Below are 16,280 nucleotides of genomic sequence, written 5' to 3'. Positions count from 1 at the left end.
ATTGAATAGCCGTGCGCATACCCGAGCTAACCAACGTGACCTGGCATGTTTACGCCATGGTGGCTGCGGGCTTGGGCATTATTTACCTGCTGCCATACCTTACCAAAGCCATACCATCACCCCTGGTGGCCATTGTGGTGCTAACGGTGTTCAGTGTGTTCATGGGCATGGACATTCGTACCGTGGGTGACATGGGTGAGCTGCCTGATTCCTTGCCCGTGTTTCTGATTCCTGATGTTCCTTGGACATTTGAGACCTTGCAGATCGTATTCCCCGTGTCTTTGACATTGGCTGTAGTCGGCTTGCTTGAATCGATGATGACAGCTCAAATTGTGGACGACCTCACCGACACACCCAGCAACAAAAACCGTGAATGCATTGGTCAAGGTGTGGCTAACATTACGTCGGGCTTCATTGGTGGCATGGCAGGTTGTGCCATGATCGGTCAATCTGTAATCAACATTAAGTCGGGAGGTCGTGGACGCTTGGACTGTGTTGTCAGTGCGAAGACGAACTTCCTTTGAGTGACCTTGAGAAAGATCCTACCTTGCTGTTCTGCGCCGATTGCAGGGCTGAACGCTCGACAAACTGACCGACAAACTTGTGGCTTCTAGGCAAGCTATGTTATTTTATAAATGAACTAATCAACATTCTCCCCATGTAGCACACACAGTCTTGGCAACAATTCAAATCGCCCCAATACCTTTGGGCTTTGTTGCGTCTGTCGCGGGTATCACACTTGCGCAGCCAGGCTGAATCAATCTTTTCCCTGAAAAAAATAATTCCTCCAGACGGTTGTCGCATACCCGTGCCGAGCGCGAATTCATTTCGACTGCTTGAGGCTTGGTCGTGGCTAACTATTGCTTAAACTTTACTTTCGGAACTTATCCAGCCCGGCTGGAAATTCTCTTCTTTGCACCGGGTGATGAAATCGTACTTCACCTGTTTTGTGAAGGTGTGGGCTTGGACATTGCGCTGCAAACCCGAAAACACTCTGGGATCCACAACAGACCAGAACAATTGCTTGTTGCAGCAACCGATTTTGACAGGCACCACAGCCCAAACTTCGACAGGTCCTGGCACGGCACTGCAATGAAAACCCGAAGGGAAAGCGTCCCCGAGCCTGGACTGTTGGACCTGCGTTCCCTGTGGGCAAAGACCTCTTTCTCTTCGCCCCTTTCTGCTTCCCCAATCTGAACCGCTTGAGATTACGATCCACCCCTCCCACAAGCTATTCCTGCTTGTTGATGGACAGGAAAGAGTCTCAGTTCCACCAAGCGCAAAACTTGTCATCAAAAAGCATCCAAAACCAATTCGTTTTCTTCACCCGAAGTCGTGGAACTACTTCAGTGATCTTCATGATCTTCTCAACTGGCAACGATTGCCCATCTAACTGAATCAATCAATTTCTCTCGGAAATAAAAATATGAAAACCAACACTGCTTTGAAATCAAAAAATGAAATTTCCTCTAAAGAGCTAAAGAAGCTACCAACTCATCAGTGGGACCTTGAGGTGCTTGAGAAACAGCACTGGATCAAATCAATTTTTCTGCGAAATTCAAAAAGCAAATACCCTGTCAAATTACTTCGGTATTGGTTCACTTTTCATTTGATTCAGCAGGAGTATGAACGCCTGGGCAGACCCTTAAAAGTGTGCGAAATCGGGGTTGATCGGGGACAAATGCTCAAATTCATGAAGGACAGTGGTTTTAGTCAGTACGTCGAATGGACTGCGGTCGATGTGATCATTCAACCCGAGCTTGAAACCGTGGGTTACACCCATGTCGTACACGCCAATGTTGAAGCTGATAACTTCAGTTTGACCCAGAAGTACGATGTGATTATAACGCTGCATTTTCTAGAACATTTGTTTCAACCAGAGAAATTTGTTGCACAACTTCGCAATTTCTTGACACATGAAGGCGTTGTTATCGGCGGTTTTCCAGTCACCCCAAATCGTTTTGAAGCATGGTGGGAAGATCGTTTGAGAGCAAAGGCAAAACCCTTTGGGCATGTCAGCGTTTTTTCCCCTAAACGCGTCAGGAAAATGGCCAATAAGGCAGGCATGGAAACAGAGTTCTTATCGGGTGCTTTTTTAATGCGGAAAAGCGATTCATTCATTGAAAACAGCAAACGCTGGATGAAGTTCAATTTGTGGTTTGGATCGAAGTTTCCATCAGTGGGCGGAGAGATTTACTGGAAACTGCGCAAATCTGCAAAAGTCATCAAACTTTATCCAGCCCTATTCTTGATGGGATTCTCTGAAATGGCGTTGTTCGAACTATGAGGGATAACAATGAATAGAACCCAAGAGGTCGAAAGACGACGAACCTTTGCAATCATTTCGCACCCTGATGCGGGGAAGACGACGCTCACCGAAAAGCTGCTTCTGTTCTCGGGTGCAATACATATTGCAGGTAGTGTGAAGGCCCGTAAAGCGAGCCGACATGCAACATCTGACTGGATGGAAATTGAGAAACAACGGGGCATTTCCGTGGCCAGTTCAGTCATGCAGATGGAATACAAGGGCTGTGTTTTGAACCTGCTGGATACTCCGGGTCACCAGGATTTTTCCGAGGATACCTACCGGGTTTTGACAGCCGTGGACGCGGCATTGATGGTCATAGATGCAGCCAACGGCGTGGAAGACCAAACGCGCCGGTTACTGCAAGTGTGCAAAGCGAGAAACACCCCCATCATTACTTTCGTCAACAAGTTCGACAGGGAGGTGAAAGAACCGCTTGAACTACTCGACGAAATAGAGCGTGAACTCGGAATGCCAGCGATACCCATGACTTGGCCAATTGGCATGGGCCGAGAGTTTTTCGGCGTCATGGACTTGAATTCATCGTCTATCCAGATGTTTGATCCGCAAGCTGATGAGTCGGCCTTGAACAATAATGTGCACAAATCAGCATTCAACCCGAAAGGTGCACACGAGAAAGCAAAAGGTGAAATTGAGTTGTTGCAGGTGGCTTGCGATAAGTTCGATCACTCACTATTCCTGCAAGGTGAACAAACACCGGTTTACTTTGGGTCTGCAATCAATAATTTTGGTGTAGATCATGTTCTTTCGGCCCTTGTCACCCTTGCTCCACCACCACAAGCAAAGCCCACTACTGAACGTTGGGTTGATCCTTCTGAATCAGCATTCACGGGTGTCGTTTTCAAGATTCAGGCCAATATGGACCCAGCTCACAGGGATCGAGTAGCCTTTGTCAGAACCTGCTCGGGGAAATTCCATCGCGGAATGAACTTGTACGTCAGCAGAAATGGCAAACAGATTAGAACCAACAATGTAATGTCTTTTATGTCTCAGCGCAGGGGAATTGTGGATGAAGCCTTCCCAGGCGATATCGTGGGAATACCCAACCATGGCAATCTTCGCTTGGGCGACACATTAACAGAATCTGAAAAGCTTCAATTCACTGGCTTACCCTTCTTTGCCCCCGAGCTTTTTAGAATTGTTGAAATCAAGAATCCTTTAAAGATCAAACAACTTCGCCAAGGCTTGAAGGAGCTGGGCGAGGAAGGTGCGATTCAGGTGTTTCGCCCCGACACTGGGAGTAATCTGCTAATCGGCGCGATTGGACAGTTGCAATTTGAAATCGTAGAACACCGCTTGAAACATGAATACGGGGTTGACGTACAACTACTGGGAACCAATTTGACAGTTGCACGTTGGCTAAGTGCAGAAGACGGGCTGGATTTAAAACACTTTATAGACCGACATTCAAACCGCGTCTATTGGGATGTAGTGGATGCACCCACCTACGTCACTACCAGCCGATTTGAGTTGGATGTGGTCATGAAGAATTCCCCGGCCATTCAGTTTCATTCCATTCGAGAGCAACACGGACTTACTAAAAATACGGAAAGCTTGGTTTGAGTATGTCTAAGTATGACGGAACTCCAGGAATTAGGACTCCAAACCGTGATTAAGCCAGCGCTCTTGGCTAAGTAAACAACCGTGCTGGATCTAGGATGCGAGCATGGTCTGTTAATTGCACAGCTTGCACAAACTGATCAGTAGAGAAAATTGTTGGCAGGGATATCTAAGCAACAAAGCTCGAAGTCGCGCGCGAAAATCTAGATGCAGAAGCCTTAATGTTTGAAAACAAATTGAACTGACCTTACAGTCATTCGATGCGATTAGTGCCAATCTTGTTGGATTTGATAGCGTAATCACATGTGAAAAGATTAAATTTAAAAACTCAATCAATCTGAATATTAATCAAACAGTAATCGTTCTGACGCTCTTGAAGTGATATTAGGCCATGACTTTTGGGTGGAAAATGATCCGGTTTCTCACCTGACTCTATTTTATCAAGCCACTTTCTTGCATCAACAATAAGAGATTTTGCAATAACCTCGAAAATAGAGTCTAAAACAAACAAACTTTTCGAAGAAAAACTAGGTCTGGCGAGTTCTCGAAAACGGGAGCCATAAATATAAATTTGACCGTCGCTGAGCTCCGACCCTTGTAGATCTTCGACCAACGGGTAGAACGTGCCACTGCTGACAAGATCATAATTCAAAATATAAAAATTATTGAAATATGAAGCTGATTTTCTTCGGCTAGGTTCGTTATAAACTGACGGAAACCATAGCTGAATAAACCAATTTATCAATAACGCATAAATGTTTTGACTAGAGCCGCGATATCTTATGTCTGAAATCGTCCAGATTCCGTCACACTCATTAAAATACCAAAAGTTGTCACTTTTATTCGAAAATCTCAAATTTAGTTCATCTATAAAATCCAAGATGATTTTTATGAATGAGGTTTCGTATCTTCGGTTGAGAAAACAAAAGGAAGAGTAAACAATGCGAAGCGCGTTAAATTGATTGATTTTAAAATTCTCAAATAGATTTGATCCGGTTTCATTGTTTATAGATAAAAAATCCGATTTTAAGGATTTTTCATTTATGATTAGGTAATTTTTAAGTGATGCGGGAGGAGTTAACTGGCTTGTCATAATTTTATAAGCAAGTTCGCTCGATTTTTGATCATCTATTTCTTTAAAGGAATAAAGATGCTTGCCAAATTGAAATTTAGCTTCTTTGTCTAATTTTCCGTTCCACTTGCTCAGATCATGGTATGGGTTATTGTTTTTACTAACAATTTGTGATTTGGTCGAAAATAAAGTAGGATAGGTCGGGTACATTTTCATTAAAAACTTTTCATAGCATTTAATATTTCTCTCGCGCAGGCGAGTATGTTGAAAATTACAATGAAATTCAGAAAATTTAGTATTATGAGTGAGGCAACGGTCTAGATATTTAAATGATGCAGTCTCCGGTAGTTTTAAATGCTTAATGCATTCTGGGCAATATCTAATGCTCTTTCCGTGATGTTTCGTTGTGTGACTGTATGAAAGATTGATTTTTAGGCCCAGCACATTGTCCAGCGTGGAGCTATCCGTAATGAAATCATTGTGAAAATAAATTGACTGACTGAAGACGGAGAAAAAATACTTTACAGAACGATGCCCTTCTACATCTAAGTCATAAACGTCAAAAGAAAAATATTGTTTAAAGAATTCGTTAATATTTTCAAAATTTAGTTTATTTAGTAAAGAGAACTTGGCAATGAGAAAGTATGTATTGTCATTGGCATCATACAAATCCGACCGCCAATTGAAGAGTGGCTCAAAATGAGACTTATTAGTTGTCGATATCAAACTACTTAATCTGTAGAAGTTGTCCATACTTGCGAAATCATGTTTTGGTCAAAAAGTATTTTTGAAATGTATTCGGAGCTTATAGACAATTCGATCTCACTTTTTGGTTTATTTGACATCTCCTTCAATAGCCTCTCAATCAGATTGGCAATTTGATTCATCGGAATTTCAATCTGATCTGATTTTGGTTTGTATGACCTAAATGCTAAATTATATTTTTCAGTCAACTCATTCCAAATCAAAAATGACAAATCTGCTAAACGAAATCCATCATCAAAAGCCTCTGAAAGAAAATATTTTGTATAACTTATATTGCTATTATCTGGCCACTCGGAATCGTTATCATATCCTTCCAATATGTATTCGAGTTCATTTTGTGATCTAATTCCGTGAAATCGAGCATGATGCAATAAAAACCGTGTGACTACATGTGCGTCACCTGTTCTTGCAAAAAAGTTAGGTTGAAACGAAATCTGGTGGGAGCCGACAGATACTATACTTAAGCGATATCCTTCCAGATCAAGTTCATTTTGAAGGCCTAGTAGCCAATGCCACTCATTTAATAGTACTAATTGGGCTTCATCAATCAGAATGACGATATAGTTATATTTGACTCTGTTTGCCAAGGTAATTAGATGTTGTTTAAATAGATATTTTGCCTCTATTTTTCCTTTTGGTTTGATTGGATTTTTGAACTCAAATCTAGAGGCCATCAAAAGAAGATTCCAGAACTCTCGCTCGGATTTGCTGTTGGTTGGATGCGACCAAATCATCAAAGGGAATTCAGTATCGAACTTTTCATTAAGTATCTTCGCCAAGAAGGATCTTATGCCTTTCGATTTTCCGTATCGAGAGGGTCCGTAAATGTAGCCACCAGTCTGACGCTGTTCGATCCATCTGCTGATCGTTTCGCACATCTCATGAATGGGTGGGGTATAAATTGCATATTCTTGTGTGCACACCGGATGATCACGTGAAATCTCAGTCATCGTCGTCTCTATTTATTTTCAGCTTTTCTTCGTGGTGGAAGTGATGCAGATTTTTGGGTTTGAGCTGCCGCTTCGGAGGTGCCTGTGGCGGTTTTCTGCTTGTTTTTGCTAGAAGTATTGTTTTTGGCTGTGGAGCGGGACTTGGATTTATCTTCAGTGCTGTAGGTAATCCGGCTTTCCGCGCTCTTATTGGTTACATTTGAAGCCATATCAGACCGTGTGGGTTCGTTGTCAGGGGCCTGATGAATCGTGTCGTTGGATTGAACCAGAAAATTTCGAGCTGTTAGATAGGCTGGATGGGGAGGAAACTTACCCCCTGACGATTCAATCTCGGCTATGTAGGATTCCACCGCATCCTGCTGGTTCTGCAAAGAGAATTTGCCTTGACGAATTAATCCACAAATTAATCTTCGCGTCTCGAAGTTATGAGGAACGCGATTCCATGGAGGTGATACGCGTAAATTGTCGATGTGTTCACCAGTCAGCGAAGACGCTTTGATGACCCTGGAGTCTGAGTCAGAATCTGCGGTAATCCAGATCTTTTTCCCCGCCAAATCGTGTCTTTGACCCAAGATGGGACTTGTGTAGACACCATTCTCAAAATTAACGTATGGCCTCTTCCCAGCATCTAGACCACCTTTGACCATGCACAGCTTTCTGTAACTGAAGAAAGTGTTAAGGTGTTGCGGATCAATCACTCTGGGTTGGAAGGTCTTGCTAAGAACCAGATATTGGAGGTACTGAAGAGGTGATCGACCACTAAGTCTTGAGTGGATTCTCGCGTTGTAATTAGCAATGATGATGTCGAGGAGTTCTTCTGCATACTCGTATTGGAACTCTGAGGCTACCGCGACTCCGATTGGGTCTCTGCCTTTCGTTGCTCCAGGGTAATTGCCCGTGGTGTTGGAGATTTTCTGAAATCCTAATATTCCGAGTTTGTTAAAAAAGCTTTCGATGAAAGGTCGGTCGTCTTTTGTTCGTCTTATCGCATACGAATTCTCGGGAGTAAGAAGAATCGACCCAACCGAATTTTTTAGTACTTCTGTAACCACCTTTGCTTTTTCGGCCAGTGCACCATCAATTGAGGTTTCGTCCCAGCATATACCCGTAAATTGCTCCCCTAAAACACAGGGAAACCCTGCACCATCGATATAAAAGTCTTTATCGGTATGGTGCAGTTTTTTCTTCGCCCAGGGCGAAAGGGACTTCTTGATCACCCGAAGCACGTCTTCTTTAGAAATCTCTTTTCGAAGACTCATGTGATATCCGAGCACCAATCGAGTCACCACCTCAATGATCACAATCACCCATATCCTGTGGATCAGGACGTTCTGGTAGCCACCCTCCAGTAAAGGAATTGCAACGGTGAAGCGCCCATCAATTTTGTGGGCGTCCATTTCTACACGTTGAAACGGGCGGTGAACTGGTCGATCAACACCATCTCCCGCTTGCATTTTTCTCTGAAGTTCATTTCCACCGTGTATCAGGATTGCTTTGCCAGGGTTTTCGTGGAGCACCTTATCAATGTATTTAATAATTGTGTGATATCCATTCGTTTTAGTATTAAAAGGCCACTCCCCTTTGATTTCAAGACCTTTCTCTCTAAGACTTTGGAGAAACCAGAGCCAAATCGATCGTTTCGAAGTTGACAACATTCCAAGCTTTTTTCGAGTATTGGGGACTTTAAGAATTTTTTTGTGTAAAGCCTCTCTGACGTCCGGATAGGTGTCTAGTAGCGTTTGAAAAGCGCCAACAGCACCGTGTCCCCACTGATTAATAACGATGGGTGAACGTCTTTTGAATTGAACTATTCTGGTTCGTGGGATCAGTGCTCGCCAGCCGTAAATTTGGCCGTCAGGGTGATTGCAAATACACCGTTCAGTGATTAAGCGATAGATTTGAGGCTCTGAGATACCATATTCTTTTCGAATCGTAGCAACTTTACTGCCGCTTAAATAGGCCTTGATTGCCTCTTTTCTATTGAGGAATTTGGCTAGCTTATCTGGAGCTAGTGAAGCTTCATCAAAGCCTGGCCAAATTGTAAAGTCAGCCCAGATGGTGTCACTTAAACCTTTGATGTGACGCATCGATTCTGAGGCCATAATATAGACTTGGACAGAGTAATTTCTATTTACTTTACCTTTTTAATCTACAGTCTGTCTACTTTACAATTGTACTCTCACTGAAAGTTAGCTTACTTGTGAATTGAGTTTAAATAAATTGTTTATTATCAGTAACTTGAGGAAACAATCTTCTTTACAATTCTAATAGAACAGGCGCTTGAATCACGCAAATCAGAATTACGAGCCAGGCTTGCCGAACTTTCCATAGTTCACAAACGCACCTTCCAACTTGTCAGGCCATTTGGTGAACGTGGCGCTGTAATTACAACGCCCAGTGGCAGCGATGCTGAAAAAGCGCGCCTCCGTTTGTTGTCCGATCCGGCGGTGGAGTCCGTGGAGCTTGACCGTCGTATCAAGCTTCGCGCCCAATCGCCTTTGATCGGGGTATTAAATGGGCTTGACCCGTCACGCCGCAGCCGCTCGTGGTTCCACCAAGATTTGAGCACACAGCCCGCTTCAATCAATACGGGTGCCATGTGGACCAACTTTCACGGTACCGCACCTACTGTGGTCGCTGTGTTGGATACGGGTGTTTTGCCAAGCCATCCCATGCTTCAAGGCCATTTGCTGTCTGGATACGATTTTGTAGCTGACCCCTTGATAGGGGCTGATGGTCAAGGTTCCACAGGTTCTGATCGGGATTCAGACCCGACTGACCCCGGCGATGGTGTAGGCCCAGCCGATCTTCTGGCAGACCCAGTGTGTGGAGGTCTTAGTCAGTCAAGCTGGCATGGCACCTTTGTATCCGCTTTGCTTGCTGGCAACCCGGTGCCAAGCGAAGGTGTGTTTTCGGTTAACTGGAATGCTGTCGTACTGCCTGTTCGTGTGTTGGGTAAATGTGGTGGGTTTTCAAGCGACCTTGCAGACGGTATTCGCTGGGCCGCCGGCTTGAGTGTGCCTGGGGCACCCAACAACCCCTTCCCTGCCAAGGTAATTAATTTAAGTTTGGGTGCGGAGGGAGCTTGCGTGGCCTCCATTGAGGGCGCGGCCATTGCCGCCGCGCGCCAGGCAGGTTCTTTGGTGGTGGTTGCCGCAGGCAACGACGGTAGCACAGTGGATTCGCCTGCCAACTGCCCTGGCGCTTTTGGTGTAGCAGCAATAGATCAGGAAGGGTTGAAGGCAAATTACAGCAATTTTGGACCCAGTATTCAACTTTCAGCGCCTGGAGGCGATGCAGCGTTTCCAATTTGGAGTGCCTCAAATACGGGTAGCGATGGCCCTCTGACCAACACTTATAACACCAAGATCGGTACCAGTTTCTCTTCTCCCATGGTGGCTGGCGCAGCCTCGCTGTATTGGTCTTTGGATCCTTCGGCGTCAGTGGCCACCGTGGAGAATTTGCTGAAAACCACTGCGCGTCCCTTTCTTTCGCTGGGTGGTCGCCCCACTTGCACCGCTGACACAGTGGATGTTGAATGCAATTGCACACGGGCTCTGTGTGGTTCGGGCATGCTGGATGTAGCCAATTTGATCAATTCACAGGCGGCAGGTGGACTTACCAATTTGTTCTCCAACACGGGCAATGTCATTCCACCGGGACAAACACGTACATTCTCTGCCAGCGGGACATTGAACTCTTCCGGGCAGGAGGTAAATGCAGTCAGTTTCGATGTGATCAATGTGTTGAAATCGTCGGCCGACGCACCCAACCCGATTTTGTCGGTGAGCGGCTTGGAAGTGGATGTAACCGCGCCTTCGGGGGTAACAGGGTTTGATCTTCGTGCACAAGCTGCCAATGGCCGAACGGCAATTGCCTCGGTTATTGTGGCCAATCAGGGGGCTACGTCCCCTACTTTGTTGGCCAGTCTGCTTTCACCATTGATTAATGGTGCCTCAGCAGGTGTAGGTGCACCCTCCTCGGCTGTGGGTGATGCGGTGGTGGGCGATTCAGGCAGTGGTTCTGACACAGGAAGTTCTAGCGGTGGCGGGGGTGGTGGTGCCTTGAATTTTCTGGGTTTGCTGGCTTGTTTGTTTCTACTGCATTGTTTTAAAAAGAAAAATACAGTCTGAAATGCGCTGGTTTGGTTAAATACAACGTTAGAAGTGGCGCTCCAATCTGTGACATCGCTCAATGGTAAAGTTTAGTTGTTGACTCATTGGTCAGCAATTGATGCAGTAAATTTTGAGAGGTGTCGTATGAAAGCTCTTCGTTCTTACCCCGGTGTATTGGTGTTGTTGTTGATCGCCTCAGCCATGTTGGTTCATGGTTTGGTGGATTACATTAACTATGAAGTAGCAAGCCCAAGTATTTTGGCAGCCCTGGGTTGTGTGTTCTCCGCAATTTTGCTGGTTGCAGTGTATGAGTTCAAATCATTCAAGGCCAATCGCAAGCTGGTGCGCGACAGCAAGGTTTAATTAATTGCGTTTGGCACTTCCTGAAAGGCCTGTTTTCGCCGCATTTTGAGCGGCGATCACGGCCTGCAAGTTCTTTTGAGTGCTGAGTGTTAGAGGGTCTTCGTTGCCCAAGGCATCCGCCCGAATAATGTAGGCGCGGCTGAGTGCCACTTCCGCTCGTTTTAAGTCCCCTGCCCTGTAAAGCACAACCCCCAGGTTATTCAAAGATTGGCTGGTTCTGATGTCGTTGGGGCCAAACGCGGCTTGCCGTACTTCAAATGCGGTTTGGTAATTCTTGGCCGCTTCTTGCAACTGATCGCCGCGCATTTGCAGCGTGCCTAGAAACGTCAGTATTTCAGCACGAATGGGTTCGTTTTTGTAATTGGGCGTGGCATTGATAATTTCTGCAAGCACCTGGAAACTTTCCAGCGCCTCTTGCTCTTTCTCCATGTCCAGTAAACCCACGGCATGGTTCATGCGGGTTTCAAGCGTTCGGGCATTGGTTTTTCCCAAGCGAATTTCATAAACAATACGCGCGCGTTTGAATGCTGCTTCAGATTCAGCCGCCTTGCTTTGCAGGGCATAGTAAGTACCCAGAGCGTCTTGAACCATGCCGGCCGGCAAAGAATAACGACCAATGGATTGTTCGACCGTGCTTAGGGTTTTCTGAAAGTGGGCTTCGGCGCGTTCCATTTGATTGGCTTGTGCATAAGTTTGGCCAATGAGTACCTGCAAACGTGTCCAGGCTTCGGCCGCCGCCTGGTCTTCCCGGCTTAGAGGGCTGTATTGGCTGGCTTCATTCCAGGTTGAAATGGCCAAGTCGGCTTCTTTTTGCGCCAGGTAAGCCTTACCCAGTGTTTCAAGAATTTTGACGCGTTTGGCCTGGGTAATTGGCCCAGTCAATTCCAGTCGGCAAATTTCAATGGTGGTGCCTACAGGTTCTTTGCCAAAGCTGTTTTCACAACGGGTTAAATTTGAACTTGTTTCCTGGGCGAAGGCTGTGGGTATATAAGCCCATGCAAACAAACCCAGAAAAAAAGAAAAAGTCCAAGCGCTTTTCATAAACACCATTGTTGTTGTCATTCGATTGTTGTTACTGAAGAGTATTACTAAAACCGATTGCTGTGTTTGGCAGTACAAAGGTTAATAGCAACATTACTAGTCATCATGGGCCATCATTCAAGCGTTGAAGTAAACCGGGTAGAAAGTTTGGGAAAGAAATTTGAAACTCTCGCACTGGTTGACAGACTCATGGAAGAGAACGAAGCTCTTAGGCGTGAGCTTAACCTAAAAACTGCCCGGTTAAGGACTCTGCAAAAAGCAGTGCATGCGTTTTTGATGGGAACCGACGATCAAGACAGCAACAAAGCCAAGCTCATTGAGCAAAGCAAGGAGCAGCCATGACGCACTTTGATTTCAAGGAATGGGCCGACTTGTACCAGGTGGACCCTGTTGCCTTCGAGCAGCGCCGTGAGGCGGTACTCGAAGGTTATGTAGCCAGTGTTGACCCAGAACACCGCTTAGCGCTGGAGCAAACGCTGTTCAAGATTCGCATGATCCGCCAGCGCTCGAAAAGCCCATTGCAGTCGGCCATGGAATCGTCGAAGCTGATGTGGGAATCGTTTGGCAAACTGCGTGAGCAGGTGCAAAAACTGGAACAGGAACTGAGCCCTGCCCCTTTAAGGCAAAATGGTTTGCGTTTGATCGATCAGAACTACACTGGCGACATTGAAAAAGCCGCGGAAACCTCAAACGATCAATCCGGTCCAGCTGCGAATCTGGCCCGTGTTATCCCATTCACGGTTTCAGGCAAACGCGTCCATTAACCGAAACACTAACCCGGCTTGAACCAGCAGCCGGGGCCACTTCCATGCCTTTGCTCATCATGTCTGCCGAAGCTGCGTACATTCTTGGGTAAGAAGGTGGGCCTTGATTTTCATCGTTAATCGACACTTCACCCAGGGTATAGCCAGTTTTGCCAAAACCCTTCGCGGCAATACTTGCCTTGTTTTGAAATTCTTTCATGGCACTTTGCAGCAATTTTTCACGGCTTTGTTCAATACGACCTTCGCTGGGAAAATATTCCAGATTGCTCAGCGTCAGCCCATCTGCCACATTCAAATTCTTCTGGGTTTTTAATGCCTGAACTGGCATTTCAAAAGTAAGTGAGCCCACACCTTGCCAAGTTTGGATAACATTGTTTTTGCCGTATTGCGGATAGGTTTGAATGTTGTTCTTCAGTTTGCTGATGTCTTTGTTCTTCGATAAATTATTGATTGATTTTTCAAGCACGGTGTTGACGGCATTCATGGCCTCGTTGGCTGTTCCTGCCTGAATTTGCACCTGCCAATTCAAACGCACCATGTCATTGTCCACCTCTTCGCTGCTAATGGCATTCAAGTTCACGGCGGGTGTTTTTTCGCACAGGTCCGCGAAGGCGATCGACGGTGCCAACAAACCGATTGATGAACTGAACAGAGCGATTCGCAAAGAGTTGGATAAATTCATGTGTGTTCTCGTGAAAGTGAAATAACAGTCAATTTGCAATTCAGGCATTGTTACAATGATTGAACCACAAACAAGCATTCCAATAACGCGTATTGCGCACGACTGGCTGACATGGCAGAACACCTGAGACAACCAAAGTCCCTGATCAGCACGTTGTTTACTGTGTTGATACTGGTCGGCGCTGCCATTGTATTGTCGCCATTCCTGTTGGCAATTTTGTGGGCAGGAATTATTGCCACCGCGTTTTGGCCGCTTCACTGTCGCATTCGTGGCCGCTTTCCCGGAAAGCCCAATGGCGCCGCATTTTTGACCACCCTGGTTGTTGCATTCTTGTTGGTTGGGCCAATGATCGGCTTGATCGTGTTTATGGTTCAAGACATTCTTGAAATTACCACCTTCTTGCGACAGGCCGATGACTCCGGCGTTGCTGTGCCCAACTGGTTGCCTCAAATTCCAGTGCTTGGCGAAATGCTCGTGGCCAGCTGGACAGAATATTTGAGTGTGCCCAAACAAATTTCCGGACTGTTACGCGAAACACTTACCCAACGTTTGGGCGATGTGCAAGGCACAGCGTCGGCCATTTTGCTTGAATTGCTGGGTCGTGTTGCCACCCTGTTTTTTGCATTGTGGGTGCTGTTCTTTTTTTACCGCGATGGCTCAAGCATCAGCATACGCATGAACCGAATTGGCACTGACTGGTTGGGCCAACGCTGGAAACCTTATGTTTCACACATGCCACCTGCCCTGCGAGCAGCGGTTAACGGGTTGGTGATTGTCAGTTTTGCCGAGGCAGTTATTCTTTCTGTGCTGTTTGCCGCCTGCGGTGTGTACGCACCCGTGTTGTTGGGCACCGTTACGGCATTGATTGCCTTTATACCCATGGCTGCACCAGGCTTGCTCGCTATTTTGGGTATGATCCTGTTTTTAAGTGGCAACGGCGCAGAAGCAATTGTGTTGATCACGGTGGGCATGTTGGTGGTGTTGATTGCCGATTACCTGGTTCGCCCTTTGTTGATTCAGGGCGGAACCCATTTGCCGTTTTTGGCCGTGTTGTTCGGTGTGTTTGGCGGCGTCATTACCATGGGTATTGTGGGCTTGATAATTGGCCCGGTGCTGCTGGTGTTGTTGGTGGTGTTTTTTGACGAAGCATCGCATGCACACCACCACGACACCCCCGAATCCATCAATTAATCAGTGATTTAATCAAGCGAGTTTGAGCATGACAACAGCGATTCAATTTCCAACACAGATCGGTACACCTTTGGCTGCAAACGCCGTCAAAGTGATGTTGCTGGGCAGTGGTGAGCTGGGCAAAGAAGTGATCATCGCCTTTCAGCGCCTGGGTGTTGAGGTTATTGCAGTGGACCGCTACCCCAATGCGCCAGGGCACCAGGTTGCGCATCGCTTTCATGTAATCGACATGACCAATGCCAACGCATTGAAGGCCTTGATTGCACAAGAGCGTCCCCACATTGTGGTGCCGGAAATTGAAGCGATTGCGACCCCTGCCCTGAAAGAACTTGAGGCAGAAGGCGTGGTGCGTGTGGTGCCCACAGCCAATGCGGCTTGGCTAACCATGAACCGCGAAGGCATTCGCCGCCTGGCCGCTGAGGAATTGAATTTAAGTTGCTCGCATTATGCCTTTGCCGATGATTTTGAAACTCTGAAGCGGGCGGTAGAAAAAGGTATTGATGGCAAGAAGCCGGTGGGCTACCCCTGCATCATCAAGCCCGTGATGTCATCCTCTGGGAAAGGGCAATCCAAAGTGGATGATGCCAGCCAACTGGAAGCAGCATGGGATTACGCAGGCAGCGCCGGGCGTGTCAATTCAGGGCGGGTTATTGCTGAATCGCTGATCGAATTCGAGTATGAAATTACCCTGTTGACTGTGCGTGCCCGCAACCCCAAAAGCGGCGCAATTGAAACCAGTTATTGCGAGCCAGTGGGTCATATTCAGGTAAGCGGCGATTACGTTGAAAGCTGGCAACCCCAAGCCATGCGCGCAAAGGCCCTGGATGAGGCCCGTAAAATGGCAGACTTGGTAACCACCGCCTTGGGCGGCACCGGTTTGTTTGGTGTTGAAATGTTTGTAAAAGGCGATCAGGTTTGGTTTTCTGAGGTAAGCCCCCGCCCTCACGACACTGGCATGGTCACCATGATTACGCAGTGGCAAAACGAATTCGAATTGCATGCGCGTGCCATTCTGGGTTTGCCTGTGGACACCAGCCTGAAAACACCGGGTGCCAGTGCTGTTATTTATGGTGGTGTAGACAAAGTGGGCATCGCATTTGAAGGTGTGGCCGATGCATTGGCTGAAGCCGGCACGGATGTGCGTTTATTTGGCAAACCCGAGTCGTTTGTGAAAAGACGAATGGGTGTTGCCTTGGCGCGTGATGCAGATGTAGAAGAAGCCCGCGCGAAGGCCAAGCGGGTTGCTGCGAAAGTGAAGCCAGTTGGTTAAGTTGCTCGGCGTTTTGAGACTGCGCATGGCGTTGTTGATTATGCTGGTCTGATGGGGGGCTGCACATGGCATTGCCCGTCTGCCTTGCTCAAGTCGAATTCCCCTGTTTGAAACTGGCTCGGGGCATGCGAAACGCCAGCGCGTCTTCGCATCGACCTTGCAGGTCGCCCCTCGCTGCGTT

13 protein-coding genes and 1 pseudogene are annotated in these 16,280 nt (G+C 46.7%); 9 read left to right on the top strand and 5 right to left on the bottom strand.

Features of this window, described 5'->3' with window-relative positions; genetic code table 11:
• Nucleotides 1-14: 14 nt before the first annotated feature.
• The 3 genes and pseudogenes from PY990_RS06250 to PY990_RS06240 all read left to right on the top strand — a co-directional run.
• A pseudogene (locus PY990_RS06250) lies at nt 15-503 on the top strand (SulP family inorganic anion transporter); the annotation flags it as partial.
• 923 nt (nt 504-1,426) lie between these two features.
• Nucleotides 1,427-2,287 carry a class I SAM-dependent methyltransferase gene (locus tag PY990_RS06245; RefSeq protein ID WP_275270886.1) on the top strand — a complete coding sequence of 287 codons (861 nt, stop codon included), beginning with the start codon at nt 1,427-1,429 and terminating at the stop codon, nt 2,285-2,287.
• Nucleotides 2,288-2,296: 9 nt separating this feature from the next.
• A complete protein-coding gene (locus PY990_RS06240) occupies nt 2,297-3,889 on the top strand; it encodes a peptide chain release factor 3 (RefSeq protein WP_105027672.1) in 1,593 nt (530 codons plus the stop codon).
• A gap of 325 nt (nt 3,890-4,214) precedes the next feature.
• On the opposite strand, the gene PY990_RS06235 is transcribed toward PY990_RS06240, so the two are convergent.
• The 3 genes from PY990_RS06235 to PY990_RS06225 all read right to left on the bottom strand — a co-directional run bounded on the left by PY990_RS06235 (nt 4,215) and on the right by PY990_RS06225 (nt 8,760).
• Nucleotides 4,215-5,627, bottom strand: a complete 1,413-nt coding sequence (locus PY990_RS06235) for a hypothetical protein (protein WP_275270885.1) — start codon at nt 5,625-5,627, stop codon at nt 4,215-4,217.
• Between the two features lie 62 nt (nt 5,628-5,689).
• Entirely contained in the window at nt 5,690-6,673 is a 984-nt protein-coding gene (locus PY990_RS06230; protein ID WP_275270884.1) for an ATP-binding protein, read from the bottom strand.
• An 8-nt stretch (nt 6,674-6,681) separates the two neighbouring features.
• A complete protein-coding gene (locus PY990_RS06225) occupies nt 6,682-8,760 on the bottom strand; it encodes a hypothetical protein (protein WP_275270883.1) in 2,079 nt (692 codons plus the stop codon).
• Nucleotides 8,761-9,129: 369 nt separating this feature from the next.
• Between PY990_RS06225 and PY990_RS06220 the strand changes: the two genes are divergently transcribed.
• A complete protein-coding gene (locus PY990_RS06220) occupies nt 9,130-10,806 on the top strand; it encodes a S8 family peptidase (protein ID WP_275270882.1) in 1,677 nt (558 codons plus the stop codon).
• A 126-nt stretch (nt 10,807-10,932) separates the two neighbouring features.
• Nucleotides 10,933-11,151 carry a hypothetical protein gene (locus PY990_RS06215; RefSeq protein ID WP_105029090.1) on the top strand — a complete coding sequence of 73 codons (219 nt, stop codon included), beginning with the start codon at nt 10,933-10,935 and terminating at the stop codon, nt 11,149-11,151.
• Here PY990_RS06215 and PY990_RS06210 read toward each other — a convergent pair whose 3' ends face one another.
• Nucleotides 11,152-12,213 carry a tetratricopeptide repeat protein gene (locus PY990_RS06210; RefSeq protein WP_275270881.1) on the bottom strand — a complete coding sequence of 354 codons (1,062 nt, stop codon included), beginning with the start codon at nt 12,211-12,213 and terminating at the stop codon, nt 11,152-11,154.
• An 84-nt stretch (nt 12,214-12,297) separates the two neighbouring features.
• Here PY990_RS06210 and PY990_RS06205 point away from each other — a divergent pair, with 84 nt between their 5' ends.
• Together PY990_RS06205 and PY990_RS06200 are read left to right on the top strand one after the other, a co-directional pair.
• Complete coding sequence (locus tag PY990_RS06205) at nt 12,298-12,534, top strand: hypothetical protein (RefSeq protein ID WP_008249338.1); 237 nt, start codon at nt 12,298-12,300, stop codon at nt 12,532-12,534.
• Nucleotides 12,531-12,956: a DUF3135 domain-containing protein gene (locus tag PY990_RS06200; RefSeq protein ID WP_275270880.1), complete on the top strand. Its 426-nt coding sequence runs from the start codon at nt 12,531-12,533 to the stop codon at nt 12,954-12,956. The genes PY990_RS06205 and PY990_RS06200 overlap by 4 nt, the downstream gene beginning before the upstream one ends.
• On the opposite strand, the gene PY990_RS06195 is transcribed toward PY990_RS06200, so the two are convergent.
• Nucleotides 12,928-13,638, bottom strand: coding sequence for an SIMPL domain-containing protein (locus PY990_RS06195; RefSeq protein WP_275270879.1), 711 nt, complete (start codon nt 13,636-13,638; stop codon nt 12,928-12,930). The genes PY990_RS06200 and PY990_RS06195 overlap by 29 nt on opposite strands.
• 111 nt (nt 13,639-13,749) lie before the next feature.
• Here PY990_RS06195 and PY990_RS06190 point away from each other — a divergent pair, with 111 nt between their 5' ends.
• Both PY990_RS06190 and purT read left to right on the top strand, forming a co-directional pair.
• The gene (locus PY990_RS06190) at nt 13,750-14,829 is read left to right on the top strand and encodes an AI-2E family transporter (protein ID WP_105029094.1); all 1,080 of its coding nucleotides are present in this window, start codon (nt 13,750-13,752) and stop codon (nt 14,827-14,829) included.
• A 40-nt stretch (nt 14,830-14,869) separates the two neighbouring features.
• Nucleotides 14,870-16,099: a formate-dependent phosphoribosylglycinamide formyltransferase gene (gene purT / locus PY990_RS06185; protein WP_275270887.1), complete on the top strand. Its 1,230-nt coding sequence runs from the start codon at nt 14,870-14,872 to the stop codon at nt 16,097-16,099.
• The last annotated feature ends 181 nt before the right edge of the window (nt 16,100-16,280 follow it).

The sequence above is a fragment of the Limnobacter olei genome (assembly GCF_029087225.1).
Classification (GTDB): domain Bacteria; phylum Pseudomonadota; class Gammaproteobacteria; order Burkholderiales; family Burkholderiaceae_B; genus Limnobacter; species Limnobacter olei.
Note: the sequence above shows the minus strand (reverse complement) of the source record. Positions and strands in the feature narration are given on the sequence as shown.